The sequence below is a fragment of the Shewanella sp. GD04112 genome (genome assembly GCF_029835735.1).
In the GTDB taxonomy this organism is placed as follows: Bacteria; Pseudomonadota; Gammaproteobacteria; order Enterobacterales; family Shewanellaceae; genus Shewanella.
The window spans coordinates 1,739,803-1,764,815 of the sequence record NZ_JAOEAL010000001.1; the positions used below are offsets into that span (position 1 = coordinate 1,739,803).

At 49.2% G+C, this 25,013-nt stretch carries 20 protein-coding genes; 17 read left to right on the top strand and 3 right to left on the bottom strand.

Going from position 1 to position 25,013, the window contains the following annotated elements:
• Positions 1-169: 169 nt before the first annotated feature.
• Positions 170-640, top strand: a complete 471-nt coding sequence (gene sixA, locus N7386_RS07870) for a phosphohistidine phosphatase SixA (protein ID WP_011625784.1) — start codon at positions 170-172, stop codon at positions 638-640.
• Between the two features lie 65 nt (positions 641-705).
• Here sixA and smrB read toward each other — a convergent pair whose 3' ends face one another.
• Complete coding sequence (smrB, locus tag N7386_RS07875; protein ID WP_126512918.1) at positions 706-1,236, bottom strand: endonuclease SmrB; 531 nt, start codon at positions 1,234-1,236, stop codon at positions 706-708.
• 80 nt (positions 1,237-1,316) lie between these two features.
• Between smrB and prmB the strand changes: the two genes are divergently transcribed.
• The 6 genes from prmB (at position 1,317) to N7386_RS07905 (ending at position 6,878) form a co-directional block, all read left to right on the top strand.
• Complete coding sequence (gene prmB / locus N7386_RS07880; RefSeq protein ID WP_126512919.1) at positions 1,317-2,261, top strand: 50S ribosomal protein L3 N(5)-glutamine methyltransferase; 945 nt, start codon at positions 1,317-1,319, stop codon at positions 2,259-2,261.
• Positions 2,262-2,389: 128 nt separating this feature from the next.
• The gene (gene aroC / locus N7386_RS07885; RefSeq protein ID WP_126512920.1) at positions 2,390-3,484 is read left to right on the top strand and encodes a chorismate synthase; all 1,095 of its coding nucleotides are present in this window, start codon (positions 2,390-2,392) and stop codon (positions 3,482-3,484) included.
• A gap of 69 nt (positions 3,485-3,553) precedes the next feature.
• Positions 3,554-4,723 carry an MFS transporter gene (locus N7386_RS07890; protein ID WP_126512921.1) on the top strand — a complete coding sequence of 390 codons (1,170 nt, stop codon included), beginning with the start codon at positions 3,554-3,556 and terminating at the stop codon, positions 4,721-4,723.
• Positions 4,724-4,786: 63 nt separating this feature from the next.
• Positions 4,787-5,929, top strand: a complete 1,143-nt coding sequence (locus N7386_RS07895) for an ATP-NAD kinase family protein (RefSeq protein ID WP_126512922.1) — start codon at positions 4,787-4,789, stop codon at positions 5,927-5,929.
• A 55-nt stretch (positions 5,930-5,984) separates the two neighbouring features.
• Positions 5,985-6,266, top strand: a complete 282-nt coding sequence (locus N7386_RS07900; RefSeq protein WP_086904066.1) for a YfcL family protein — start codon at positions 5,985-5,987, stop codon at positions 6,264-6,266.
• Between the two features lie 3 nt (positions 6,267-6,269).
• Positions 6,270-6,878, top strand: coding sequence for an RNA methyltransferase (locus tag N7386_RS07905; protein WP_126512923.1), 609 nt, complete (start codon positions 6,270-6,272; stop codon positions 6,876-6,878).
• A gap of 179 nt (positions 6,879-7,057) precedes the next feature.
• Here N7386_RS07905 and mnmC read toward each other — a convergent pair whose 3' ends face one another.
• Entirely contained in the window at positions 7,058-9,151 is a 2,094-nt protein-coding gene (gene mnmC, locus N7386_RS07910; protein ID WP_126512924.1) for an FAD-dependent 5-carboxymethylaminomethyl-2-thiouridine(34) oxidoreductase MnmC, read from the bottom strand.
• Between the two features lie 138 nt (positions 9,152-9,289).
• Between mnmC and fabB the strand changes: the two genes are divergently transcribed.
• From fabB to N7386_RS07960, 10 genes are all read left to right on the top strand, one after another.
• Positions 9,290-10,501, top strand: coding sequence for a beta-ketoacyl-ACP synthase I (gene fabB / locus N7386_RS07915; protein WP_041408740.1), 1,212 nt, complete (start codon positions 9,290-9,292; stop codon positions 10,499-10,501).
• 314 nt (positions 10,502-10,815) lie between these two features.
• Positions 10,816-11,946: a 4-phosphoerythronate dehydrogenase gene (locus tag N7386_RS07920; RefSeq protein ID WP_126512925.1), complete on the top strand. Its 1,131-nt coding sequence runs from the start codon at positions 10,816-10,818 to the stop codon at positions 11,944-11,946.
• A gap of 2 nt (positions 11,947-11,948) precedes the next feature.
• Positions 11,949-12,965, top strand: a complete 1,017-nt coding sequence (locus tag N7386_RS07925; protein ID WP_023267706.1) for an aspartate-semialdehyde dehydrogenase — start codon at positions 11,949-11,951, stop codon at positions 12,963-12,965.
• Between the two features lie 179 nt (positions 12,966-13,144).
• Positions 13,145-16,522 (top strand): FimV/HubP family polar landmark protein, encoded by a 3,378-nt coding sequence (locus N7386_RS07930; protein WP_279767859.1) that lies wholly within the window; start codon positions 13,145-13,147, stop codon positions 16,520-16,522.
• Positions 16,523-16,625: 103 nt separating this feature from the next.
• Positions 16,626-17,411, top strand: coding sequence for a tRNA pseudouridine(38-40) synthase TruA (truA, locus tag N7386_RS07935; RefSeq protein WP_109287979.1), 786 nt, complete (start codon positions 16,626-16,628; stop codon positions 17,409-17,411).
• Between the two features lie 51 nt (positions 17,412-17,462).
• Complete coding sequence (folC, locus tag N7386_RS07940; RefSeq protein WP_279767860.1) at positions 17,463-18,761, top strand: bifunctional tetrahydrofolate synthase/dihydrofolate synthase; 1,299 nt, start codon at positions 17,463-17,465, stop codon at positions 18,759-18,761.
• Complete coding sequence (locus N7386_RS07945) at positions 18,754-19,578, top strand: SPOR domain-containing protein (protein WP_279767861.1); 825 nt, start codon at positions 18,754-18,756, stop codon at positions 19,576-19,578. Before folC ends, N7386_RS07945 begins: the two co-directional genes overlap by 8 nt.
• Before the next feature lie 110 nt (positions 19,579-19,688).
• Positions 19,689-20,177 carry a CvpA family protein gene (locus N7386_RS07950; protein ID WP_011716539.1) on the top strand — a complete coding sequence of 163 codons (489 nt, stop codon included), beginning with the start codon at positions 19,689-19,691 and terminating at the stop codon, positions 20,175-20,177.
• Between the two features lie 179 nt (positions 20,178-20,356).
• Entirely contained in the window at positions 20,357-21,871 is a 1,515-nt protein-coding gene (gene purF / locus N7386_RS07955; RefSeq protein WP_011716540.1) for an amidophosphoribosyltransferase, read from the top strand.
• Positions 21,872-22,016: 145 nt separating this feature from the next.
• Positions 22,017-23,245 (top strand): IS3 family transposase gene (locus tag N7386_RS07960; protein WP_126511889.1). Its coding sequence is split into 2 segments (ribosomal slippage): positions 22,017-22,368 and positions 22,368-23,245, totalling 1,230 coding nucleotides; the frame shifts between segments, so codons are not numbered across the junction.
• Positions 23,246-23,286: 41 nt separating this feature from the next.
• On the opposite strand, the gene N7386_RS07965 is transcribed toward N7386_RS07960, so the two are convergent.
• Entirely contained in the window at positions 23,287-24,771 is a 1,485-nt protein-coding gene (locus N7386_RS07965) for an alanine/glycine:cation symporter family protein (protein ID WP_089068118.1), read from the bottom strand.
• Between the last annotated feature and the right edge of the window lie 242 nt (positions 24,772-25,013).

The following is a 25,013-nucleotide window of genomic DNA, read 5'->3' on the forward strand; positions in this document are numbered from 1 at the left end:
AGAGACACTCCGGTAACGATGGCTTGTTATATATTGATAGTCTTAATGGTTTTTGGCAAATATCTCTTGTGTTTATCGACTAAAGATTAACCCTTACAAGGTTTGTTGAAATCCATTTTAGGGCTACAATTGGGATAAAACAAAAACAAGTGTGGGTAGCGAGAGAAGTATGCAGCTATTTTTGATGCGACATGGTGACGCTGGATTTAATGCTCAGTCGGATAGGGACAGAACGCTTACCGATTTAGGAAGACACCATACTGTCTTAATGAGTAACTGGTTAGCCAGAAGTGTCAGCGATTTTGATCTTGTTTTGGTCAGCCCTTATTTACGTGCGCAGCAAACCTGGCAGGAATTGAGTCAACATTTCCCCGAGCCTCGCAAATGGCTGGTCGTGGATGATTTAGTGCCGTCAGGCGATCCCGCCAATGTAGCCGCTTTAATTGTTGCCTATGCCGAATTGTACAAGGCCGATAAAGTGCTGGTGATTTCCCATATGCCACTCTTGGGCTATTTGGTTAGTGAGTTAGTCGCCGGTGTTGAGCCGCCCTTGTTTGCCACCTCTGGAATCACTCTAATAGATAAACATGCCGAGCAGGCCTGCATTGTTTGGCAACATGCGCCCCACAGCATTAGTTAATTCATTCGATAAAACAAAGGGCTCACATTAGTGGGCCCTTTGTTTTTAGAGGAAAAATACGTCCATTAACGTCGATGTGGCTGGTCGCCAATATCGATAAGTACTAGCAGCGCCGCATCGCCACCCCATTCTTTAGGGGCCTGATGAAACGCTTTTACCATCGGATGTTGCACCAACCACATAGGCACCTGCTGTTTTAGTATGCCAGTGCCGTAACCGTGCATCACACAACAACATTGGCTTTGCTGTTTGACGCAGGCTTGGATCAGCGCCGCGAGCTCGAGTTTAGCCTCGGATTGACGGTAACCGTGTAAGTCCAGCAATAAATCCGGTTGGTAATCGCCGCGTCTTAAGCGTTTAAGCTCGAGACTATCGACACCCTCATCGAGCCAACGCATTGGCCCCTGAACGGGCAGCAGAGGTTGATAAGTATCTGAGAAATAACTGTTAGCATGCAGTTGCTGCTCTTTCAGTTCAATTTCATGTTTGGTTTTTAGGGGCGTGCGAAAATGCCGCTTATCTTGGGCGATAGGTTTTATCCCCTCGATCAGCGCCGAAAACATCGCCATGCCTTCTTTATCATCGTCTTTATTCATGGCGGGTATTCTATTGAATCCTATGGTTTCTGAATAGAGTTCAGTTACAATGTTTGCGAACAAACAAGCGGGAGAGCGTTTTGGATAAGATCTTTGTAGATGAAGCTGTGACAGAGTTACGCACCATAGGTGACATGTTGCGTTGGGCGGTGAGCCGCTTTAATGATGCCAATGTGTACTATGGCCACGGGACTGATAACGCGTGGGATGAGGCCATCGCCCTAGTGTTTCATGCGCTGCACTTGCCCGAAGAAATCGGCCAACAGGTGATTTTAAGTAACTTAACCAGCAGCGAAAAACACAAAATCGTTGAGCTGATCATACGCCGCGTACGTGAACGTTTGCCAGTGCCTTATTTAACCAATAAAGCGCGCTTTGCAGGGCTTGAATTCTATGTGGATGAGCGCGTATTGGTACCACGTTCACCTATCGCCGAGATGATTGCCAATCGCTTTGCTCCTTGGTTATACGGCAAACCCGTTAATCGTATTTTAGATTTATGTACTGGCAGTGGTTGTATCGCGATTGCCTGTGCCTACGAATTTGATGAGGCCGAGGTTGATGCGCTGGATATCAGTGAAGATGCCCTCGATGTGGCGCAAATCAACGTCGAAACCTTAGGCGTGATGGATAGAGTCTTCCCGATGCAATCGGATCTGTTTTCAGCCATTCCTGAAGGTCCACAATATGATTTGATTGTCTCTAATCCGCCTTATGTGGATGAAGAAGATATCGGCGATATGCCAGATGAATACCACCATGAGCCTGCGATTGGTTTAGCTTCGGGTCGTGACGGCCTCGATTTAACCAAACGAATTTTAGCGAATGCAGCCCAATACCTGACACCAACGGGAATTTTAGTGGTTGAGGTGGGTAACTCTATGGTGCATCTGGTGGAGCAATTCCCTGAAGTGCCTTTTACTTGGGTTAGTTTTGAACACGGCGGTGACGGTGTGTTTGTGCTGACTCGCGATCAATTGGTCGAACATCAATCGCTTTTTGCTATTTATCGCGACGCGCAATAATCACAATAAGCACATAAATTAGGTTGAGTCTTTTCCCGCTGCCAGTTAGGCTTGCAGCGGGAAAAAGAATTGTCCAGCCATTGCTGGGCGCGGAGCGATAAGCAAATCATTTAAGGTGTAAAAAGCGGATGTCTGGAAACAGTATTGGTCAAAATTTTGTGGTGACTACCTTCGGTGAAAGTCACGGTGTGGCGCTCGGTTGTATTATTGATGGTTGCCCTCCAGGGCTCGAACTCACCGAAGCCGATATGCAGCATGATTTAGACCGCCGTCGTCCTGGGACATCCCGTTATACCACCGCGCGCCGTGAGCCTGATGAAGTACGGATCTTATCCGGTGTGTTTGAAGGCAAAACCACAGGCACCTCCATTGGGCTTCTGATCGAAAACACCGATCAGCGCAGCCAAGATTACTCCAATATCAAAGATTTATTCCGCCCAGGACACGCCGATTACACCTATCAGCAAAAGTATGGCCTGCGTGATTACCGTGGCGGTGGCCGCTCATCGGCCCGCGAAACCGCTATGCGGGTTGCGGCGGGTGCTGTGGCGAAAAAGTATTTAAAACAAGTGCATGGTATTAATATCCAAGGCTATATGTCTCAACTTGGACCGATTAGTGCCGAGACCCTCGATTTTAGTCAAATCGAGCAGAATGCCTTTTTCTTCCCCGATGCGAGTAAGCTCGAGGCGCTAGATGAATATATGCGCGAGCTGAAAAAATCCGGTGATTCGATTGGCGCCAAAATCTCTGTGGTAGCGACTGGTGTTCCCGTTGGACTGGGTGAACCCGTATTCGATAGGCTCGATGCCGACATCGCCCATGCCTTAATGGGCATAAACGCGGTAAAAGGCGTTGAAATCGGTGATGGTTTTGGCGTTGTCACGCAAAAAGGCTCGGAAGGGCGCGATTTAATGTCGCCGCTGGGTTTTGAATCAAATCATGCCGGTGGCATACTTGGCGGCATTTCATCGGGCCAACCCATTGTCGCCCATATTGCATTAAAACCGACCTCGAGTATCAGTGTGCCGGGCCAAAGCATGACGGCCCAAGGGGAAATGGCGGAAGTCGTGACTAAAGGTCGTCACGACCCCTGTGTCGGGATCCGCGCGGTACCGATCGCCGAAGCTATGCTGGCGATTGTGTTGATGGATCATCTGTTAAGGCACAGAGCTCAAAATCATGATGTTCGCAGTCATACACCGATTCTCGGCATGAGATAGGCGCGATGAATGAGACAGTCTGCATGGAATAAAGATGCATAGCGGCTGTGTAATAAATGGAATGCGTTAATGCCAACAATCTCTAGCACAAGCCAGCAGTTACGCTGGCTATGTGCCTGTTATTTTTTCTTCTTTTCAATTCTCGGCACTATGATCCCTTACCTTGGGGTCTTCTTCGAAAACCGTGGATTTAACCCTCAAGAAATCGGTTTTTTGCTGGCGATTTTAATGGCGACCCGTATCGTGGCACCCAATGTGTGGGCTAAGGTGGCCGATCGCACTGGCATGCGCTCCGAATTGGTGAAGATGGGCGCTGGCGCGGCGATGCTGGCGTATTTGAGTTTCTTCTATCACGGTGGCTTTGTGTATATGGCGCTGAGCCTTGCGCTATATACCTTCTTCTGGAACGCGATTTTGGCACAGCTTGAGGTGATCACCCTTGAAACCTTAGGTGAAAATGCCAGCCGCTATGGACAAATCCGCAGTTTTGGCAGCATTGGCTATATCTGCTTAGTGGTTGGTGCCGGTTTTGCCATCGGCCAATGGGGTACCGAGGTATTGCCTTATATTGGTTTAGCCTTGTTTACTGGGATGCTGGTCAGCGCCTTGCCGTTGCCTGCGAATCGTGCTGTGCGCCCTCAAGGGCTGGAGCGGCAGCCGCTCAAATGGACTAAGCCCATTCTGTGGTTCATGGTGTCGGCGATGTTATTACAGATGAGCGCTGGACCTTTTTACGGTTTCTTTGTGCTCTACCTTAAGCAGGCGGGTTACACCGAAGCGGCCGCGGGAATTTTTGTCGCCCTCGGGGCAATGGCCGAAATCGTGATGTTTATGTTTGCGCCTCGCTTGCTTGGACGTTATGGCGTCAATACCTTGCTTGTCGTCAGTATCGCTATGACCGCCGTGCGTTGGTTGCTGGTGGCCTTTGGTGTTGAGAGCATGTTATTACTGGGCTTAAGCCAAGTGCTACATGCGTTCACCTTCGGTTTGACCCATGCGGCCTCGATTCAGTTTGTGCACCGTCATTTTGATGCCAGTCATCGCAGTCAAGGACAAGCCCTGTATGCCAGCTTAAGCTTTGGGGTTGGCGGCGCACTCGGAACGTGGATTTGCGGTTATATCTGGGGTGATGGTAGCGGCGCTGTATGGTCTTGGGTATTTGCGGCGGCCTGTGCCTTTGCGGCCATGTTAGCGGTATTTTTGATCCCTAAGGATAGGGCGCAAGCGGTTGCGTCATAAGCTGACATTGATTGTGAAAATAACTCATTGTAAAAACTAAAATAATTAACAAGAGAGGTTAAGGTGATCCGGTTTCGTTTAGGCTTAGTCATCAATCCACTGGCGGGTTTAGGTGGTAGTGTGGGTCTTAAGGGCAGCGATGGTGTGGCAGAAGAAGCCCTTGCCTTAGGCGCCGAGCCCAAGGCGATAAAGCGTATGATGCAAGCCTTAGAAGTGATTGCCCCTTTTGCCAAAGATATCGAAATCATTACCGCCTCAGGTGTGATGGGGGAGGATGCCGCCAACGCCTTAGGTTTTAACACCCGTGTGGTGTATCAAACTCCGGATAAAACTCAAGCGATGGACACGCAAGCCGTTGTGCGTACCTTGCTTGATGAACCGTTAGATTTATTACTGTTTGCGGGGGGCGATGGCACGGCGCGCGATGTGTATAGCGTGTTTGAACAAGCCGTTATCGACGATAAATTACCTGTGCTTGGTGTGCCGGCTGGGGTAAAAATCCATTCGGGCGTTTACGGCATCACCCCCCATGCTGCGGGCATGGTGGTGAAAATGCTGCTCGAGGGTGAGTTAGTCAGCCTGATGAGCGCCGATGTGATGGATATTGATGAAGTGGCCTTTCGCCAAGGCACGGTGCGCGCCAAACGGTTTGGTGAGCTATTAGTGCCAGCAGAACCCCGTTATGTGCAAGCGGTGAAGATGGGCGGAAAAGAAGTCGATGAGCTCGTGCTCGCCGACATTGCGGCCGATGTTATCCAGCAGATGGAAGACGAGCTATACATTATGGGCTCGGGCAGCACGGTCGCCTTTGTAATGGAAGAGCTTGGCCTCGATAACACCCTGTTGGGGGTTGATCTTATCCAAGATAATACCTTAGTGGCGAGTGATTTAACCGCCAAGCAGTTGCTCGACGTTACCCAAGATAAGCCGGCAAAACTGGTAATTACTTTGATTGGCGGGCAGGGGCATATTCTCGGTCGTGGCAATCAGCAGTTGTCGCCAGAGCTTATCCGCCGCCTCGGTAAGGACAATATTATTATCCTCGCCACAAAAACTAAGCTAAAAGCACTTGAAGGACGCCCCTTAATTGTGGATAGTGGCGACCCTCAATTAGATCGTGAGCTTTGTGGCTATTACAAAGTAACGACGGGTTACCATGATTATGTGATGTATCAGGTGGCCAACCCCGACTATTCAGATTTATAGCACCGAGGGGCCTGAGGCCATTTGGGCGAAATACGTTATTGGAGAGTTTGACCCGATGTTAGAGCAGTATGAAGAAGCACTAGAACAGTGGATTGAGTCTGTAGTGAGCCATGGTGATGACGACGCCTTATTTGCCTGTGGTTATCTGCAAGGGCATGTGGCGGTGGTGTTATCGCAACTTGAAGACGAAGGCGAGAGCACGCTAGCAGCCTTGCTCGAAAAAATGACCGACTGTTTAGCCCTCGCGCGCCAAGAATTAAATGATGCCGATTTTGCATTAGTTGAAGCGGCGTGGACACAATTGCATGGCAAGATTGTTAGTCATTTAGCGGCCTAATTGATGAGTATATCCACGACGACTTCGGTTGATGCCATGGCAAAACCTGAGGCGCAGCAAGCGGTTTATATCGGTCTAGTCAATCCGAAAACCCCGACGAACGTAGGCGGCATTATGCGCGCTTCCGGCTGTTATGGTGTCGATGCCGTGTTCTACACCGGCAAACGCTATGAGTATGCTGCCCGTGGGCCGCAGCAATATAATGCCGATACGCAGAGCGCCGCCGAACGCATTCCGTTAACTGGGGTTGCCTCCTTACTCGATGCGCTCCCCTCTGACACTAAGCTGGTGTGCGTGGATTTAGTCCTAGGGGCAACACCCTTACCTGAGTTTGTGCATCCCGAGAAAGCTTTTTATGTGTTTGGCCCAGAGGATGGCACCATTGGCCAAGAGATTATCGATAGAGCCGATGACGTGGTGTATGTGCCGACTGTAGGCTGCATGAATCTGGCGGCCTCGGTGAACGTATTGCTTTACGATAGGTTGGCGAAAGCCCATCGCGAGCAGCTATCAGCTCAAACCGAGTTTGACGGTGATGCCTTGATCCGTCAAAGTCGCGACAACAATAATCGCACCCGAGTAAAAACCACTAAGCAGGGTTCTTCGCTCTAGGGTTAACGATCAAGGCTCAGTCGAAATACAAAAAAGGATTAAGCACTGCTTAATCCTTTTTGTTTTGGGCTGCCAATCATTGGTGCGATTAGATGCAAGCCTGATTAGCATATCAATTATAAGCCTTTGTTTTAATTGCTGGTTTTAAATCAAGCCGCTCTTTGCTAAAGCGCTCTTTACTAAAGTGCTTTACCCTTTAGTAATTTGCGTAGCCACATCCGATTGGGGTTGAGTTTATTTAAGGTTGGCCAATCCAGTGGCAGCGGCTCACCGGTTAATTGCGCCGCCAAACATTCGGCCGCTAAGGGGCCAGAGCTTAATCCCCGTGACCCTAAGCCACCTAGGATATAAAGGCCATCGAGGATCGGAGCCGGGGTCGTTTGCCAATAATGCTTGCTTTGTTCGGCCTGCTGCTGATTGAGTTGATGCTGTTCATAGCGCGCCAATATTTCAGCCACATCGGGCGCACAACCCATCATGGGGAAATGATCCCGCGTCACCATCCGCACGCCGACACGGGCGCTATTACCGCTGATGTCGATATCGTCAACCCAGGCTTGGTTGGGGTAGCTTTCTTGCATTTTGCCTAGGTTTTCCCGTTGCTCTTGCGGGCAAAAATCGAGGTGCTCCGCCGCTTTGACATAACTGGCGCCGAGGCAATGCAAGCCTTGATGACTTGGCGTGAGGTAACCGTTCGCGCATAACACTGTCGCCAGTTGGCTCAGCTTAAATTGGGCGGGGACGTGGCTCACTTGGCCGCGAAACGGACTTATCTGTAATCGCTCACTGGCCGAAAATTGGGTGAGCTGCGCGCCATTGGCGAGCACGAGTTGGCGGAATGGTCCAAAACGCTGGCCTTGACTGTGGAGATACCAAGCCTTTGCATCACATTCAATTTCGGTGATCTCGGTATTGAAATGGCACTGCACATTGGCAAGCTGCGAGGCCTTATCCACCGCGGCTTTGGCGTATTCAAATGGGCATACCCAGCCTCCGAGGGGATAAAAAAATCCAGCCTTATCAATCCCTATTTGAGCAATTTCGTTGGCTTCATTCGCATCCACGGCGTAGGCGATTTCCGTCGGCCAGTCCTGACTTTGGATGATTTTATCCAACCGTTGTTGGCTGCGCTCATCATGACCCGTTTGCAGTACCCCACAAAAGTCATGGGAAATCGCGGTAACATTCGGGGTGGCATCTGTCTCAATCATCGACGCATGGCTCAGCGCTTCGATACGGCGACGGCTGAACAAAAATGCCTGTTGGAAAAAACGACTCAGTTCATCATTTTCAGGCGTGAGTAGGGGATAAATCGCCCCTTGACGATTGCCGGATGCGCCTTGGCCTAACTCATTATCCTTACAAAACAAGGTGCTACTTTGACCTCGTTCGGCAAGGGAGAGCATTAGGTTCGCTGATGCCAGTCCGCCACCGACGATGGCAACGGGATGATCTTTAGTGGCGAGCGCTGCAGGTTTTGGGGTAAATGCCTGAGCAGTATCGGCTTGCTGGCGTAGCAGTTTGCGCTCATGGAGCAAAATCTCATCGGTGATAATCTGGCTTGGCAGTGTGTCATTTTCATCACCATTTAAGGCATCTTGGCTGACGTTAAGTGTGCTAAAGCCACTGCTGTGGGCAAGCTGTTGCACGGTTTCAGCCAAATTGACCCCAATCAGCTGGGCATCATCGGTACTCAAACGGGCCATTTGCCAGACTTGCTTGCCATTAAGCTGCGCCGCCAAATACGGTAAAACCAGCCATTGCTGAATGGGATGAGCAGGGCTGTGGGGCAAATTGGTGAGTGAGGTTTGCGGGTCGCCAAAATGCAAATCGACCGTGATGCGGCCGTCATCAAAAATTAATCTCTGGCACCCTATAATGCGTGCAGGTTTTGCCTTAAGTAAGGCATTGGCAATCGGTTGTAAATGAGGCGTGGAAATTAAGCTTTGCGATTGATCCCAAAGTAATTTAAGTTCGTAATCGTTAATGGGATTGGGCTCAAACACTTTGACTAACAGCCGTGTGTTGCTTTGAGTCTGCGTTTGCCAGTGTTGTAGTAGAGAGAGCAGCTCGAGTCCATCGCCTAATCCCCATTGTCCCATGACGCACAGTCCCTGACCGAGTTGGGTTGATGGCGTCGTTAAGCGAGAGAGTCGAAGGCGAGTTAAATTGTCCAGAGACTGTGCAGTAGTCAACGCGCATGGGGGATAAAGGTTGATCAATTGCGGGTAATCACGCTTAAATTGGCAAGATTTTTGGGGCTTAGCAGTCAAAGAAATATACTCTCAGTCTCATATTGGGCATTATTTTACCCGCCTTTATGGAAAGCTGACCACTTAATTGAAGCAAAACAGATACTATTGGCTCAGCAAAAAGTAGGTACTGACATGTACACAATGGATAGCAATAAAATGAAAAGAGTCGTGATCACCGGAATGGGTGTTGTTTCAAGTATCGGTAATAACAAGCAAGAAGTGACTGAGTCACTTAAAGCGGGCCGTAGTGGTATTACACATTCCGCTCAGTTTGAAGAAATGCAACTACGCAGTCATGTATGGGGCAATATCAAATTAGATCCTTCTGAGCTGATTGACCGTAAAGCGCTGCGTTTTATGGGCGATGCTGCGGCATATGCTTACATTGCAATGCAAGAAGCCATTAAGGATGCTCAGTTAACTGAAGAGCAGTATTCAAATCCTCGCGTAGGTTTGATTGTGGGCACAGGCGGCGCTTCGTCTTCTAACCAAGTTCAAGCTGCGGATATTCTGCGCGAAAAAGGCGTAAAACGCGTCGGTCCTTATATCGTGCCACGCATTATGTCGAGCACAGCCAGCGCGTGTTTGGCTACCCCCTTCAAAATCAAAGGCATGAACTACTCAATCAGTTCAGCCTGTGCGACCAGTGCTCACTGTATCGGTCACGCCGTTGAACTTATCCAAATGGGTAAGCAAGATATGGTGTTTGCGGGCGGTTCAGAAGAAGTGGATTGGACCCTGACCATGGGCTTCGATGCGATGGGCGCACTGTCGACTAAATACAACGACACTCCAGAAAAAGCCTCTCGCACCTATGATGCGGACCGTGATGGTTTCGTGATCTCCGGTGGCGGCGGTATCTTAATTGTTGAAGAGTTAGAGCACGCTCTGGCTCGTGGCGCGAAGATTTACGCTGAAGTGATTGGTTATGGCGCATCATCAGACGGTTACGACATGGTAGCTCCGTCTGGCGAAGGTGCGGTGCGTTGTATGCAAATGGCTCTGGCCGATGTGGACACGCCAATTGATTACATCAACACCCACGGTACTTCTACCCCAGTTGGTGACGTGCGTGAGTTAGAAGCCCTGCGTGAAGTCTTTAAAGACAAGTGCCCACCAGTTGCATCGACTAAGTCTATGACAGGCCATGCCTTAGGCGCGGCGGGTGTACACGAAGCCATCTACAGCTTGATCATGATGGAAAACAGCTTTATTGCTCCTAGCATCAACATCGATAACTTAGATGAAGCCGCGAAAGACATGCCAATCGTGCGTGAATACCGCGATGCAGAGCTAAACACTGTGATGAGCAACAGCTTTGGTTTTGGTGGCACTAACGCAACATTAGTGATGCGTAAATATAAGTAAGCCATTATTTTCGTTAAAAAAGGAAGCTTAGGCTTCCTTTTTTATTGGCTGAAATTCAGAAATACCAATCACATTAAATATCTAATTCAGTTCAGAGCCTCTCCGGCATCTCAATCCAAGGTGAATTGATGTAGAAATGGTTATTCCCTTTTAAGTCAATGTAACGAGGGAATGGAATGCTTGTGGCTCCCGCTGAATGAACAGATTTTAAATTCGATTGGCATAATGCGACTCAGGGATTGGGTTTATGATCAGAGTCTTGCTAGAATCCTTGGCTACTCACTCTCTAGCCCATTTTTATCAGAAAGGTCCCCATGAAGATTGTTGTCGATGAAAATATGCCCTATGTCGAACCCTTATTTGGGGCGTTAGGCGAGATAATCCCAGTCAATGGCCGCACGCTGACGCCCGAGCAGGTGCAAGATGCCGATGTGCTGCTGGTGCGCTCGGTAACCCGAGTCAATGCTGCATTGTTAGATGCCAATCCAAAACTTAAGTTTGTCGGCAGTGCCACCATAGGGACGGACCATGTGGATCTAGCTTATCTTGCAGGGCGTGGTATTCCCTTTTCGAATGCGCCCGGCTGTAATGCGACCGCAGTCGGGGAGTTTGCCTTTATTGCGATGTTAGAACTGGCGGCGCGGTTTAATTCGCCGCTAAAAGGAAAGGTTGTGGGTATTGTCGGCGCGGGCAATACTGGTAGCGCGACGGCCAAATGCCTCGAAGCCTACGGTATTAAGGTATTACTCAATGACCCTATCAAAGCGGCCGAGGGCGATCCCCGTCATTTTGTGAGCCTTGAAACCCTATTACACCAAGCGGATATCATCAGTCTACATGTGCCCATCACTCGCACTGGCGAGCATAAGACGCTGCATTTATTCGATGAAGCGCGCCTGATGAGTCTTAAATCCAATACCTGGCTTGTGAACTGCTGCCGTGGTGACGTGATTGATAATCAAGCCTTAATTAAGGTTAAGCAGCAAAGGGATGACCTTAAATTGGTGCTCGATGTATGGGAAGGGGAGCCGAATCCCATGCCTGAGCTGGTGCCTTTTGCTGAGTTTGCGACCCCGCATATCGCCGGTTACAGCTTAGAAGGTAAGGCCCGTGGCACTTTTATGCTGTACCAAAAGTTGTGTGAGTTGTTAGCCATTCCTGCCACCAAACGCTTATCCGAGCTCTTGCCGCCATTTCATTTTAAGGCGGTCGAACTCGAAAAAATTCCCGATGAAAAAGCCTTATTACAACTCGCAAGATTCGTCTACGACCTGCGTGATGACGATGCCGTATTCCGAAATGGCTTTGCAAGGTCGAATGGCTTCGACACTATGAGAAAAAATCACAAACATAGACGCGAATTTAGTGCATTGGCGCTGGCTTATCACGGCCAATCTGAGGTAGATTGGTTGTCCAATTTAGGTTTTTCAGGAGTCGGTCGGTAATTATGTCGCAGGAATTTAATGTTGTCGTTTTAGGTGCATCGGGCGCAGTGGGTCAAACTATGATTGAGATCCTCGAAGAGCGTAACTTCCCGGTTGCGAACTTATATCCTTTAGCCAGTAGCCGTAGCGCCGGTGAAACGGTCAGCTTCCATGGCAAACAAGTTACCATTTTGGACGTCGAAACCTTCGATTGGAGTCAAGCACAGTTAGGCTTCTTCTCTGCTGGTGGCGATGTCTCGGCCAAGTGGGCGCCTATCGCCGCTGAAGCGGGTTGTGTGGTGATCGATAACACCTCTCACTTCCGCTATGACATTGATATTCCATTGGTTGTGCCTGAGGTTAACCCCCATGCGATTGCCGATTTCCGCAATCGTAACATCATTGCTAACCCGAACTGCTCGACCATCCAAATGCTGGTGGCACTAAAACCGATTTACGATACTTACGGTATCAGCCGTATTAACGTTGCGACCTATCAGTCAGTCTCTGGTACCGGTAAAAAGGCGATTGAAGAGCTGGCAAAACAATGCACTAAGTTGCTGCAAGGTCTGCCTGCTGATGCTGAAGTTTATCCAAAGCAAATCGCGTTTAACGTATTGCCGCAAATCGATAAATTTATGGATAACGGCTACACCAAAGAAGAAATGAAAATGGTCTGGGAAACCCAGAAGATTTTCGGTGATGACGAAATCCTCGTCAACGCAACGGCCGTGCGTGTGCCAGTCTTCTATGGTCACTCAGAAGCCGTACATATCGAGACGCGTCAAGTCGCCGATGCAGAAGATATTAAAGCTTTACTGCGCGATGCCGAAGGAGTGGTATTGTTCGAATCCGATGACGAATATCCAACGGCTGTAACCCATGCAGCGGGTACCGATCCTGTTTATGTGGGTCGTGTGCGTAAGGATATTTCCCATTCTCACGGTATTAACCTTTGGGTGGTGTCGGACAATATTCGTAAAGGCGCAGCCTTAAACAGTGTGCAAATTGCCGAGATTTTAGTGAGAGACTATTACTAACTCTTAAGTGGCAATTGATGCCCAGTGAAAAAGCCTGCTGCCAGCAGGCTTTTTTTGTTTTACAATTGTGAACAGTAGCAGGGCTGGGATTTCTAGTTTATAGTAATCTCAATAAATACAATTGCCTAAAGCCTGTTATCAGCGAGATAACTTAAATAGCGCTTCAAAGGGAAGGATTGATGAAATTTCGCACTTCGTATCTTGTGGGCCTGATGGCCACCGTTTTAGCTGTTTCTTCCACGACCTCTTTTATTGATCCTGCGATAGCTGCTGATACTCCAAAAATAAAACCTTTAAAAATCATGGGGCCAGACGGACAGATCCGTCAGGTCAATCATCAATATGGACCAACGACCTCTAAGGACACTTTCTGGAGCATTGCGCAAAAAGTCCGTCCCGATGCCAGTGTCAGCGTTTATCAGGTGATGGCCGCAGTATTTGATGCTAACCCCCATGCGTTTAACTCCGACAGTTATAACAGCCTCGAACGTGGCATGATTTTGCTGATCCCTTCGAAAGAAGTGATGCTCGCCATCCCCAATAGTCTGGCCATTGCCCGCGCCGAGCGTAGCGATAAGCAGGCTCGTTCTGGCGCTAAAGCCACGCCTAAGGCAGAAACCAAACCTGCGACTAAGCCCGTTGCACCGACTCAGACAGTTGCACAGCCTAAACCTAAGGTGGAGACACCCCCTAAGGCCGAGGTCAAGCCCGAAGCGGCGAAAGTGACCAATACCGAAGTGGCTGCTACGCCAACCGCGCCTAAGATGGTGAGTTCGGATGTCAATGCACGCCTCGAAGCGGCGGAGAGCAAGAATTTATCCCTGACCGATGAGTTAGCCAGAGCGCAAGACCAACTCGCGGTGAGAAATACCGATGTTGAGACACTCAAAGCCAAGGTTGAAGAATTAAATCAACAGATTGCGGTATTAGAAGAAACCCTACAGGCCAGTAAGAAGCAAAACCTTGCACTTAAAGCCGAGGTTGAGGCCGCACAAACGCCAGAGACCGCGACGACAGACGAGCCTGCCATGCCCGCAGAGCCCGATGATTTGTGGCGTAACCTGATGAGTAATCCGCTGCTCCTCGTTGCGGCGGCGGTGATCCCCGCATTATTGCTACTGGTGCTCGTTTTCTGGCTATTACGCCGTAAACGCAATAAAGAGCGCCGCGAGCTAGAAGCACAGCAGGCGGCGATGATGGCCGCGGGTGCGGCTGGCGTGGCGAGTGCATCCGTGCTGGCGATGGATGATGACGATCTCAGCGACATGGCCGTGCATCTAGATACTGACCATGCTGATTCGATCGACAGCTTACTCGATGTCGGCAGTGTCGATCTGCAACCCGAGCAGGAAATGACCGATAGCCATGAACAAATGGACATGGCATCAGAAATGTTTATTGACCCAGGTGTCAGCACTGAGCCTGAACCTCAATTTGAAGAGGATGAAGGCCAGTCTCTGGACGATCTCTGGGCAGAGGCCATGGGTGATCAAGAGGAAGCCGAAGCCTTTGCCGAAGAGAAAGCCGCATCCGGCAATATTATTGAGGAAGAAGACCTCGATGCACTGCTGGCCGGATTAGGCTCTGATGAAGAAGAGACCCCGCAGGAGGCTCAAGCTACAGCTGAAGAGCTCGACGAACTCGACGAATTAGCCAGTTTCGATTTACCTGCTGAAACTGCGCCAGATACAGAGGATGAAGATTTAGCCACCGCGATTGCCGCCGAGCTAGATTCTGGGCTAGGCGCTGACTTAGCCACAGAGCTGGACGCTGAGCTTGAAAACGACGCTGTGCCTGCCGACGACGATATCGATGCGTTACTCGCAGGCTTTAACCAGCCAGAGGCTAACGAACCTGCCGATGAGGATCTCGATGCCTTATTGGCCGATTATGGCAAGGCGCCAGCAGAAACTGCTGATGATCTCGGTGATGAAATTGCCGCCGAATTGGACGATGACTTAGCCGAGTTGGGTGTCGCGCAAACCGACGATATTGATGCTTTACTGGCAGATTTTGATAAACCCGCCGCACCCGAACCCGATTTAAGCGATGAAATTGCCGCCGAGCTCGATGCCGACTTAACTGACATGGGCGTAAGCGAATCCGACGATATCGATGCGCTACTCGCGGACCTAGATGCTCCTGCGCAGCCCGATCTTGAAGTCGCTGCGGCCATTGCTGCCGAGTTGGATGATGAACTCGCTCCAAACTTACCAACGAGCGATGAAGATCTCGACCAGTTATTGGCAGGCTTTAACACGCAAGAAGCGCTCGTCGAAGAGGCTGTTATCGACGACACCGTTGCCGAGGATATGGCTCAAGCAGAAGCCGCCATTGAGCGCGATGAAATCGCCGCCGAACTCGAAGCCGCATTACCTGAAGACTTGTCGACGGCAGAGGACGACCTCGATTCACTCTTAGCCGAGTTCGATGTGCCTGAACAAGCCGAGGCGGATGCCGACGACTTTAACTTCGACTTAGAAACCACCCATGTCGAACCAGAAGAAAAAGACGAGGAAGAAGATTTACTCAAGGGCATTGGTGCCGCCCATGCCATTGATGGTACTGACGATACCTTCGAACTGAGCGAAGAGATTGCAGATAACCAAGACAGTACGGATAACAGTGCCGATGACGCTGCCACAGAGCCTAAGTTTACGGGCTTTGATGAAGATACTGATGATATCGCACCTGTTCTTGGTGCCGCTGTCGCCGCATCTGCCGTGGCAGCCGCTGCGAGTGCGAAGGAAAAAGAGTCATCTTTCTTCAATGACTTAAAGGCCAACAAGACTAAAGATCCCCATGTTCTCGATTGGGATACCGAACTGAATTTTGCGCCTACGCCTGAAGCGAAAACGCCGGTCAAACCTGAAGCCGATTTGCCTTTAGATCCGGTACCAGTGCAGGGCACGTCGCGTAAACCGCTAGAGTTTGCGCCAGATAATCAGCCAGAGGTTGATGCCAAAAATACAGCTTCGAGCACTGAGTTTAATCTCGACGATGAGCTAGATTTAGGCCACGAGTTCGATTTAAAAGACGATACAGATGATGTCGATTTAAGCGATGACAGCGTACTTGCCGCCTTTAGCACCAATACCGAGCTCGAAGAGGAAGAAATATTAACCCCTGAGGACAGCTTTGCCCTCGATGATGAGCATACGCTCACCGTAGATGAGGCTCTAGCGGCGCTCGATGCGCAGGAATCTCGCAAGTCGAAGAAGTTTGTTCCAGAGCATGATTTAACTAACTTCCAAAACGAGCATGGTTATATCGATATCGAAAAACTGCTTAACGATGCCGAGCAGGACAACACAGAGACAGATCTCTATCCCGAAATGGATGTGGAGATGAGCGATGTGGGTGCCCTGATTGGCGATGCCGCTATGATCGACGTGGACGATGAGGAAAACTCAGTCAATGCCAAGCTCGATTTAGCCCGCGCCTATATCGAAATCGATGATAGCGACAGTGCCAAAGCATTGCTACGGGAAGTCCAAATCGACGGTAACGAGCGTCAGCAAGAAGAAGCTGCTCGTTTACTTAAAGAGATGGGCTAATCCCTAAGGGGCTTGATTTCACACTAACGGCGCGCAGAGCGCCGTTTTTTTTGTGGGCTGCTGTGATAAAATGCGCCGCTAAATTAACTGTGAGGATGTGTGGATGCGGATTGCATTAGGTATTGAATATGACGGCAGTGGTTATTTCGGTTGGCAACGTCAGGCCGAAGTCGATTCAGTACAAGGGCAATTAGAACAAGCCTTATCTAAGGTGGCCAACGAACCCATCAGCTTGTTCTGTGCGGGACGAACCGATGCCGGCGTTCATGCAACGGGACAGGTGGTGCATTTCGAGACGAATGCCATACGTAACGAAGGCGCGTGGACCTTAGGGGTGAATGCCAATTTGCCCGATAATATCGCCGTTCGTTGGGCAAAAGAGGTGGATGACAGCTTCCATGCTCGCTTTTCTGCCACGGCCAGACGTTATCGCTATGTGATTTACAATCATAATTTCCGCCCTGGGATCCTACGTCACGGCGTGAGCCATTACCACGGTGATATCGACGCCGATAAAATGCATATTGCGGCGCAGGCGCTGCTTGGTGAACAAGACTTTACCAGTTTTCGCGCGATTCAATGCCAATCGAAAACCCCATTTCGCAATGTGCACAGCGTTAAAGTGACCCGTCAGGGCATGTATGTGATTGTCGATATTTCTGCTAATGCCTTCTTACACCATATGGTGCGAAACATTGTTGGCTCCTTGCTGGAAATTGGCCTAGGCAACCAACCATTGACCTGGATGGCGGATTTACTGGCGCTTAAAGATCGCAATCAAGCGGCGGCCACTGCCAAACCCAATGGACTCTATTTAGTCGATGTGACATATCCCGAGCAGTATCAACTGCCTAAGTTGGCTTTAGGGCCATTGTTTATGCTGGATTAATCGCCGCTTTGCCGATTAAGTGAAGCGCGTATCGAAGGAAGGAAAGAACAGATGACCACAGCCCCGAGTGAACAGACTGCCTTAACTGTGCCGAGTGCGAATGCGCAACTGGCACAATGGCTAGATTATTTATTATCGATTCACCCAACCGAAATCGATATGGGATTAACGAGGGTTTCAAAGGTTGCCGCGCGCCTGGATTTATTGGATCTCGGCCCCAGTAAAGTGGTCACTGTAGGGGGCACCAATGGCAAAGGCACCACCTGCGCCATGCTCGAGAATATCCTGCGTTTATCAGGGCTGACGGTGGGCGTCTACAGCTCGCCCCATATGCTTAAATACAATGAAAGGGTGCGCATCAACGGTCAAGATGCCAGTGATGAAGCCTTTGTCGCGGCCTTTGAACAGATTGAGGCGGCGCGCGGCGAGATTTCGCTGACCTTCTTCGAATATGCCACCTTGGCGGGCTTAATTCTGTTTAAAGCAGCCAAGTTGGATGTGGTGATCTTAGAAGTTGGTCTTGGCGGCCGTTTGGATGCCACCAACATGATTGATGCCGATATCAGCGTGGTGACGTCCGTCGATTTAGACCACGAGGCGTATTTGGGTAATACCCGCGAGCTGGTCGGCCGTGAAAAGGCGGGCATTTTTCGCCAAGGTCGTCCCGCCATTGTCGGCGAGCCGAACTTACCCCATACGGTCAATGATGTCGCCCAAGATGTTGGCGCCAAGCTCTATCGTGTGGGTGAGGAGTTTAGTTACCAGCAAGATGGCCAGACGTGGGATTACCAAGGCCAAATATTGACCCTTAAGCAGCTGAGTTTGCCGACACTGCCATTACCGAACGCCGCGACTGTGATTGCGATTGTTGAGCATGGCTGGCCGAATATTGCAGCCGATATCATAGCCAAAGGCATCAGCAGCGCGCGCTTAACCGGGCGTTTAGAACAAGTTAACGAGCAGCCGCTGATTTTACTCGATGTGGCGCACAATCCCCATGCGGCGCGCTTTTTAGTCAAGCAGCTCACGCCAATGGTGACGGGGAAGCGAGTGTTTGCCCTGTGCGGCATGTTAAAGGATAAGGACATTGCAGGCGTATTGCCTGTGGTTTCGCCTTTAATCGATACTTGGTACTTAGTGAGTTTACAGGGTGAGCGCGGCGCGAATGCAAGCCTGCTGCGCCAAACCTTAGCGCAAGACACTAAGGCCCATGAGTTTGACGATATCGCCTCGGCATGGACGGCATTAAAAGCGCAAATTCAGCCCGATGATGTGGTAATTGTGTTTGGCTCCTTTTACACTGTGGCAGGTTTTAAGTCTCTCTTTAAGCAGGATAACCGTTTTGTCTAGCCAGTTTCATAATCGATTAGTCGGCACTGTGGTGCTGGTCGCCCTCGGGGTGATTTTTCTGCCGGATATTTTAGATGGCAAGAAGGATCGCCAAGAGGAACAATTTGCCGAAATTCCCCTGCGTCCTGCCGCGATAGCGCAGCAAAACGCCGATGATATGTTTGAGGTGTTGTCCACACAGGATGTGGATGGCGAAGGTGCTATTCCCGAAGAGGCCTCTCCGAATGATGAGGCGGCGTTAGCGCAGGCGGTCAATACTGACGTCAAAGACACGCCAGCGGCAAAAGTCGAACCTAAATCGGAAGCGGTGAAGGAGCAAGCCAAGCCACAGACGGCAAAAGCAGAAACCAAACCTGAAGTGAAAGAGCCGGTGAAAACCGAGACCGCTAAGGCCGAGCCGAAGAAAGAGACGCCAAAGCCGACTCCAACTAAAACTGAGACCCAAAAGCCTGAAACCAAGCCAACCGTCGTGGCGAAAGCGGACAAACCTAAAGCCGAAACCGCGAAAACAGAATCTGCAAAACCTGCCAAAGACGATGGCATTAAAGTGGTGAGCCGCGATTCATTAAAACCTGGACTTACCCTGCAACTAGGCGCATTTAGCAATGCCGCCAACGTAAAAGCGCTGGTGGCGCAGTTACGTAAAAGTGGTTACAAGGCGTACACAATTCCAGACACGCCTAAGGATGGCGTATTGACGAAAGTGTTCGTAGGGCCCGATGTTTCCGAAGCTAAGCTCAAGAAAATGCAGGAAGAAATTGAAAGCCTAACCCGTTTGAAAGGCCGAATTGTGCCTTTTAATCCCTTGGAATCTTAATGCTATTCAGCAGGGGCTGAAATAATTTATTTACCTCTCTAGGGGTGAGAATCGTTTCAGTCTCTGGTAGAATCGCGCCGTCTTAAAGCCTATGCTGGAAAGCCATCTCAATGGTTTGGATTGATTACGCTATCATCTTCGTTATCGGGTTATCGACTCTTATCAGTCTGATCCGCGGATTTGCCAAAGAAGCCATGTCGTTAGTGGTATGGTTTGCGGCTTTCTTTGTTGCCAGCCAATTTTACCAAGACCTCGCCGTTTATCTCACGCAAATGAACGATGAGGTGCTACGCAATGGGGTCTCCATTGCTATTCTTTTTATCACCACCTTAATACTCGGCGCCCTCATCAATTACATCATTGGGCAATTAGTGGTTAAAACCGGATTATCAGGCACTGACAGACTCTTAGGTCTGTGTTTCGGTGCCATTAGGGGCGCTCTGATCGTCAGCGCGCTGCTGTTTTTTATGGATGCTTTTACAGGCTCACCCAACACCCAATGGTGGAAGGACTCTGTACTAGTGCCCGAATTTGGCGTTGTGATCCAATGGTTCTTTCACTATTTGGAAAACACCTCCAGCTTTGTACCCAAACTATAAAAAAGACAATAAATTTATCCTAAGTGATGGAGGATAAGTAAGGTTGAGCCCAAAGCCCAAGGTTCGGACTCAACACTGAGATGAAGCACTTAAGCCGTATGGCTGGGGATTTACTTCGTCTTTTACTTATATTTCAACATGAAAGGGCATAGAACATCTTACAATGAGGAAGCTTACCCATGTGTGGTATCGTCGGAATAGTTGGCCAATCATCGGTTAATCAGACCATTTATGACGCACTGACCGTGCTTCAGCACAGAGGTCAGGATGCGGCAGGTATTGTGACCGTTGATCGTGGTGCTTTCAGACTACGTAAAGCCAATGGTCTGGTCAAAGATGTATTTGAAGTCAAACACATGCAGCGCCTACAGGGCAATGCAGGTATTGGCCACGTACGTTATCCTACTGCAGGCAGTTCCAGCGCGTCAGAAGCGCAGCCTTTCTATGTTAACTCGCCATTTGGGATTTCATTAGCCCATAACGGTAACTTAACCAACACGGTTGAATTAGCTGAAGGCTTGATCAAAAAACGTCGCCATGTGAACACCACATCCGACTCCGAAGTATTGTTAAACCTGCTGGCCGATGAGCTGCAAAAAACCACAAGCTTAATGCTGACGCCTGACGAAGTGTTCGACACTATCGCTAAAGTGCACGAGCAAGCCCGTGGCGCCTATGCGGTTGTGGCCATGATTATCGGCCAAGGTCTGGTGGCCTTCCGCGATCCTTTCGGTATTCGTCCACTGGTATTAGGTAAGCATGAAACCCCAACCGGTACTGAGTACATGGTGGCCTCTGAGAGCGTGGCGCTCGATGCCGTGGGTTTTGAAGTGATGCGCGATGTGGCGCCAGGCGAAGCGATTTATATCTCTTTAGATGGCCAGCTTTATACTCGCCAATGCGCCAAAGAGCCAAGTTACTCACCTTGTATCTTCGAATTCGTGTATTTTGCGCGTCCTGATTCGACTATCGACAACGTCTCTGTTTACGCCAGCCGCGTAAACATGGGTGCTAAGCTTGGTGAAAAGATCAAAAAGGAATGGTACGACCATGATATCGACGTGGTGATCCCGATTCCGGAAACATCATGCGATATCGCATTAGAAATCGCCCGTTGCATGGACTTACCTTACCGCCAAGGTTTTGTGAAAAACCGTTATATCGGCCGTACCTTTATTATGCCTGGTCAACAGGAGCGTAAAAAATCGGTACGCCGTAAACTCAATGCCATCAACACTGAGTTTAAAGGTAAGAATGTTCTGTTAGTGGATGACTCTATCGTTCGTGGTACCACCTCAGAACAAATCATCGAGATGGCGCGTGAAGCGGGTGCGAAGAAAGTGTACTTTGCCTCGGCGGCACCGGAAATCCGTTTCCCGAACGTTTACGGTATCGATATGCCAACCTCGAATGAGCTGATTGCCCACGGTCGTGATGCCGATGAAATTGCTAAACTGATTGGCGCCGATGGCATTATCTTCCAAAATCTGCCGGATCTGGTTGAAGCGGTGAGAATGGAAAACCCAGAGATCAAACGTTTCGAAACCTCAGTGTTCGACGGTCACTACATCACTAACGATGTTGACCAATCTTACCTCGACCACTTAACTCAGTTACGTAACGACGATGCCAAAGCCGACCGTAATAAAGACATTGGCACTAACTTAGAGTTACACAACGTTTGCCATCCTTAAGACTAAATTCTTAAGATAAAAGAGTGTGCTTTGCGGTAAGCGGGCACATCTTAAAAAGCACAACAAAAAAGCCAGTGATGAATCACTGGCTTTTTTATTAGGAGTGTCTAGTCCTGAAATACGTTGACATAAAGAGGATTTCTTTATGACAACATTAATTAACTCAAGCCGTAAGCGCACACAACGAGATTACACCTTAGCCTTTAAATTAGGCGTTGTAGAGCGTGTTGAAAAAGGCGAAATGACGTACAAACAAGCCCAAGCCCATTTTGGTATTCAAGGCCGTTCAACGGTACTCGTCTGGCTTAGAAAACATGGTAGACTCGATTGGTCGAAACCTTTTCAGCATCCCCTTATGACTAAGTCAAAAGAAACACCTGCCGAAACGATCAAGCGCCTTGAACGTGAGTTAGCAGAAGAGAAACTGCGTAACAAAATCCTCAATGGCATGGTTGATATCATGGACAATGAATATGGAGCAGGCCTCAGAAAAAAGTACTTATCCGGTACGTCTGGCAAGCAAAAAGCAACGGCGAAATAACCCTCGCTGCCGCATGTCGTGCTGCGGGTATGTCTAGGCAAGGTATTTATCAGGCAGTTGCTCGAATGGAAAGTCGTAGAGCTGAGCTATCGGTCATCAAAGACTGGGTCCAGTACTGGCGTAAATATATGCCAAGGTTAGGGGCCCGTAAGCTCTACACGTTGATAAAATCCAAGCTGATTGAGCACGATATTAAACTTGGGCGAGATGGGTTCTTTACCTATTTGAGAAGTGAAGGTTTACTGGTTAAACCGAAGAAAAGCTACACAAAAACCACGTTCAGCAAACACTGGATGAAGAAGCATCCTAATCTGCTGAAAGAGGAAGGACTGCATGATGCAGGGCATGTACTGGTCAGTGATATCACCTATCTTGAGTCAGACCAAGGTGTGCACTACCTGTCACTGGTCACCGATGCCAGTTCTCGTAAGATAGTCGGTCATCACGTGAGTAAAGACATGAAAGCCGAGAGTGTGGTGAAAGCGTTAAAAATGGCCATCAAAGATAAGCGCTATATCGGCAACGCAGTGCATCACTCAGACAGAGGCTTACAATACTGCTCAGCCGTTTATCAGAATGCGCTTCAGGCGAGCCAAATCCAGCCGTCAATGACGGATGGTTATGATTGCTACCAAAATGCATTAGCAGAAAGAGTAAATGGCATACTGAAGCAGGAGTTTTTACTGCACCGATGTAGGACATTTGAGGAGCTGAAGATACTTGTTAGAGAATCGATAGCAATATACAACAATATGAGACCGCATCTGAGTTTGAATATGGACTCCCCTAATCAGGTGCACAATAGAAAAGGCCAGCTACTGGAGCTGGCCTAAAAATTGTCAACCTATCTTAGGACGAGACAGAGTTTCAATCCTTAAGATATTTTAGGAGTCTCATTGGATTGACTCTGCGCGAGCTCATCCTGCGCATTTTTGCGCTCAACCCAATAGTCTGCATGGGGAATACCGAGCTTTTCAGGATCGAATAATGGCTCAACCCCTTGTTTTTGTTGCGACTCATAATCCTTAAGGCAAGTAAAGGCGATACGTTGCAGCAGAATAATGGCGATAATGTTTAGCCACGCCATTAGGCCCACACCAATGTCACCCATGCCCCAGGCTAAATCGGCGGTTTTCACTGTGCCATAGACAGTTGACGCCATCAGCACCACTTTCAGTACTACAGTGAGCCAAGGACGATTCGCCTTGCGATTGATATAGGCGATGTTGGTTTCGGCAATATAGTAGTAGGCCACAATGGTGGTGAAGGCGAAGAAGAACAGCGCGACGGCAACGAACATATTACCAAAGCCTGGCATCATGCTTTCCATTGCGGTTTGCACATAACCTGGGCCTGCTGCGACGCCCGCTATCCCGGTATAAAGCGCGGCACCATCTGGGCCTTGCACATTATATAGGCCTGTGATCAGCAACATAAAACCAGTGGCAGAGCACACAAAAAGAGTGTCAACATACACAGAGAAGGCTTGTACTAAACCTTGTTTGGCTGGATGACTTACGGCTGCGGCAGAAGAGGCGTGCGGCCCAGTACCTTGGCCTGCTTCGTTTGAGTAAATACCGCGTTTTACCCCCCACATAATTGCAAGACCGAGAATCGCACCAAAGCCCGCATCGAGTCCGAAGGCGCTTTTTAGGATCAACATAATAATATCGGGCAGCTGACCAATGTTAAGGGCAATAATCACGCAGGCGACGATGATATAACCCAGTGCCATAAAGGGCACTACGGTACTGGCGAAGTGGGCAATACGTTTCACGCCACCAAAGATAATGAAACCTAACAGCATAGCGAGGATAGCTGCGGTGACGTTAGGGTCGATATCGAAGGCGGTTTTTAGGCTCGAACCAATCGAGTTGGCTTGCACGCCTGGCAGTAAAATCCCGCAGGCAAAAATGGTCGCAATGGCAAATGTCCAAGCGTACCACTTCATGCCTAAGCCTTTTTCAATGTAAAAGGCGGGGCCGCCGCGGTACTCACCGTTGATTTTTTCTTTGTAGACTTGGCCTAAGGTGGATTCGACGAATGCTGAGCTGGCCCCAAGAAAGGCTACCATCCACATCCAAAACAATGCACCCGGGCCGCCGAAAGTAATCGCAGTAGCGACACCGGCAATGTTACCGGTTCCGACACGACCCGCTAAGGTCATGGCTAAGGCTTGGAAGGAAGACACACCTGCATCAGTGCTCTTGCCATCAAACATTAAACGGATCATTTCGGGTAAATGGCGTAACTGTAAGAAACGTGAGCGCAGGGAGAAAAAGAGTCCTACACCGAGGCAAAGATAAACGAGCGCGGGGCTCCAAACGATATTGTTGACCGCATTAACAATCTCATTCATATAATTCAACTCCAATATTCTGTTGTTTTTGCAGAGTTTTTAAGATATTTGCTTGTAAGTTTGGGTACTAAACGGCCAATTTGGCCTAAGGTTAAGACGTGTGTGCACGCCCAAGAGCTTCAACATAACGGCTTTTTAAGCCGCTTCATAGCTAAAGTTGTTAAATAATTGATAATTTAACGTTCTTTATTTGGTGGCATTACTGATAGGGGATTTAGCCGGTGCGTTAATTCGCTAGGTTT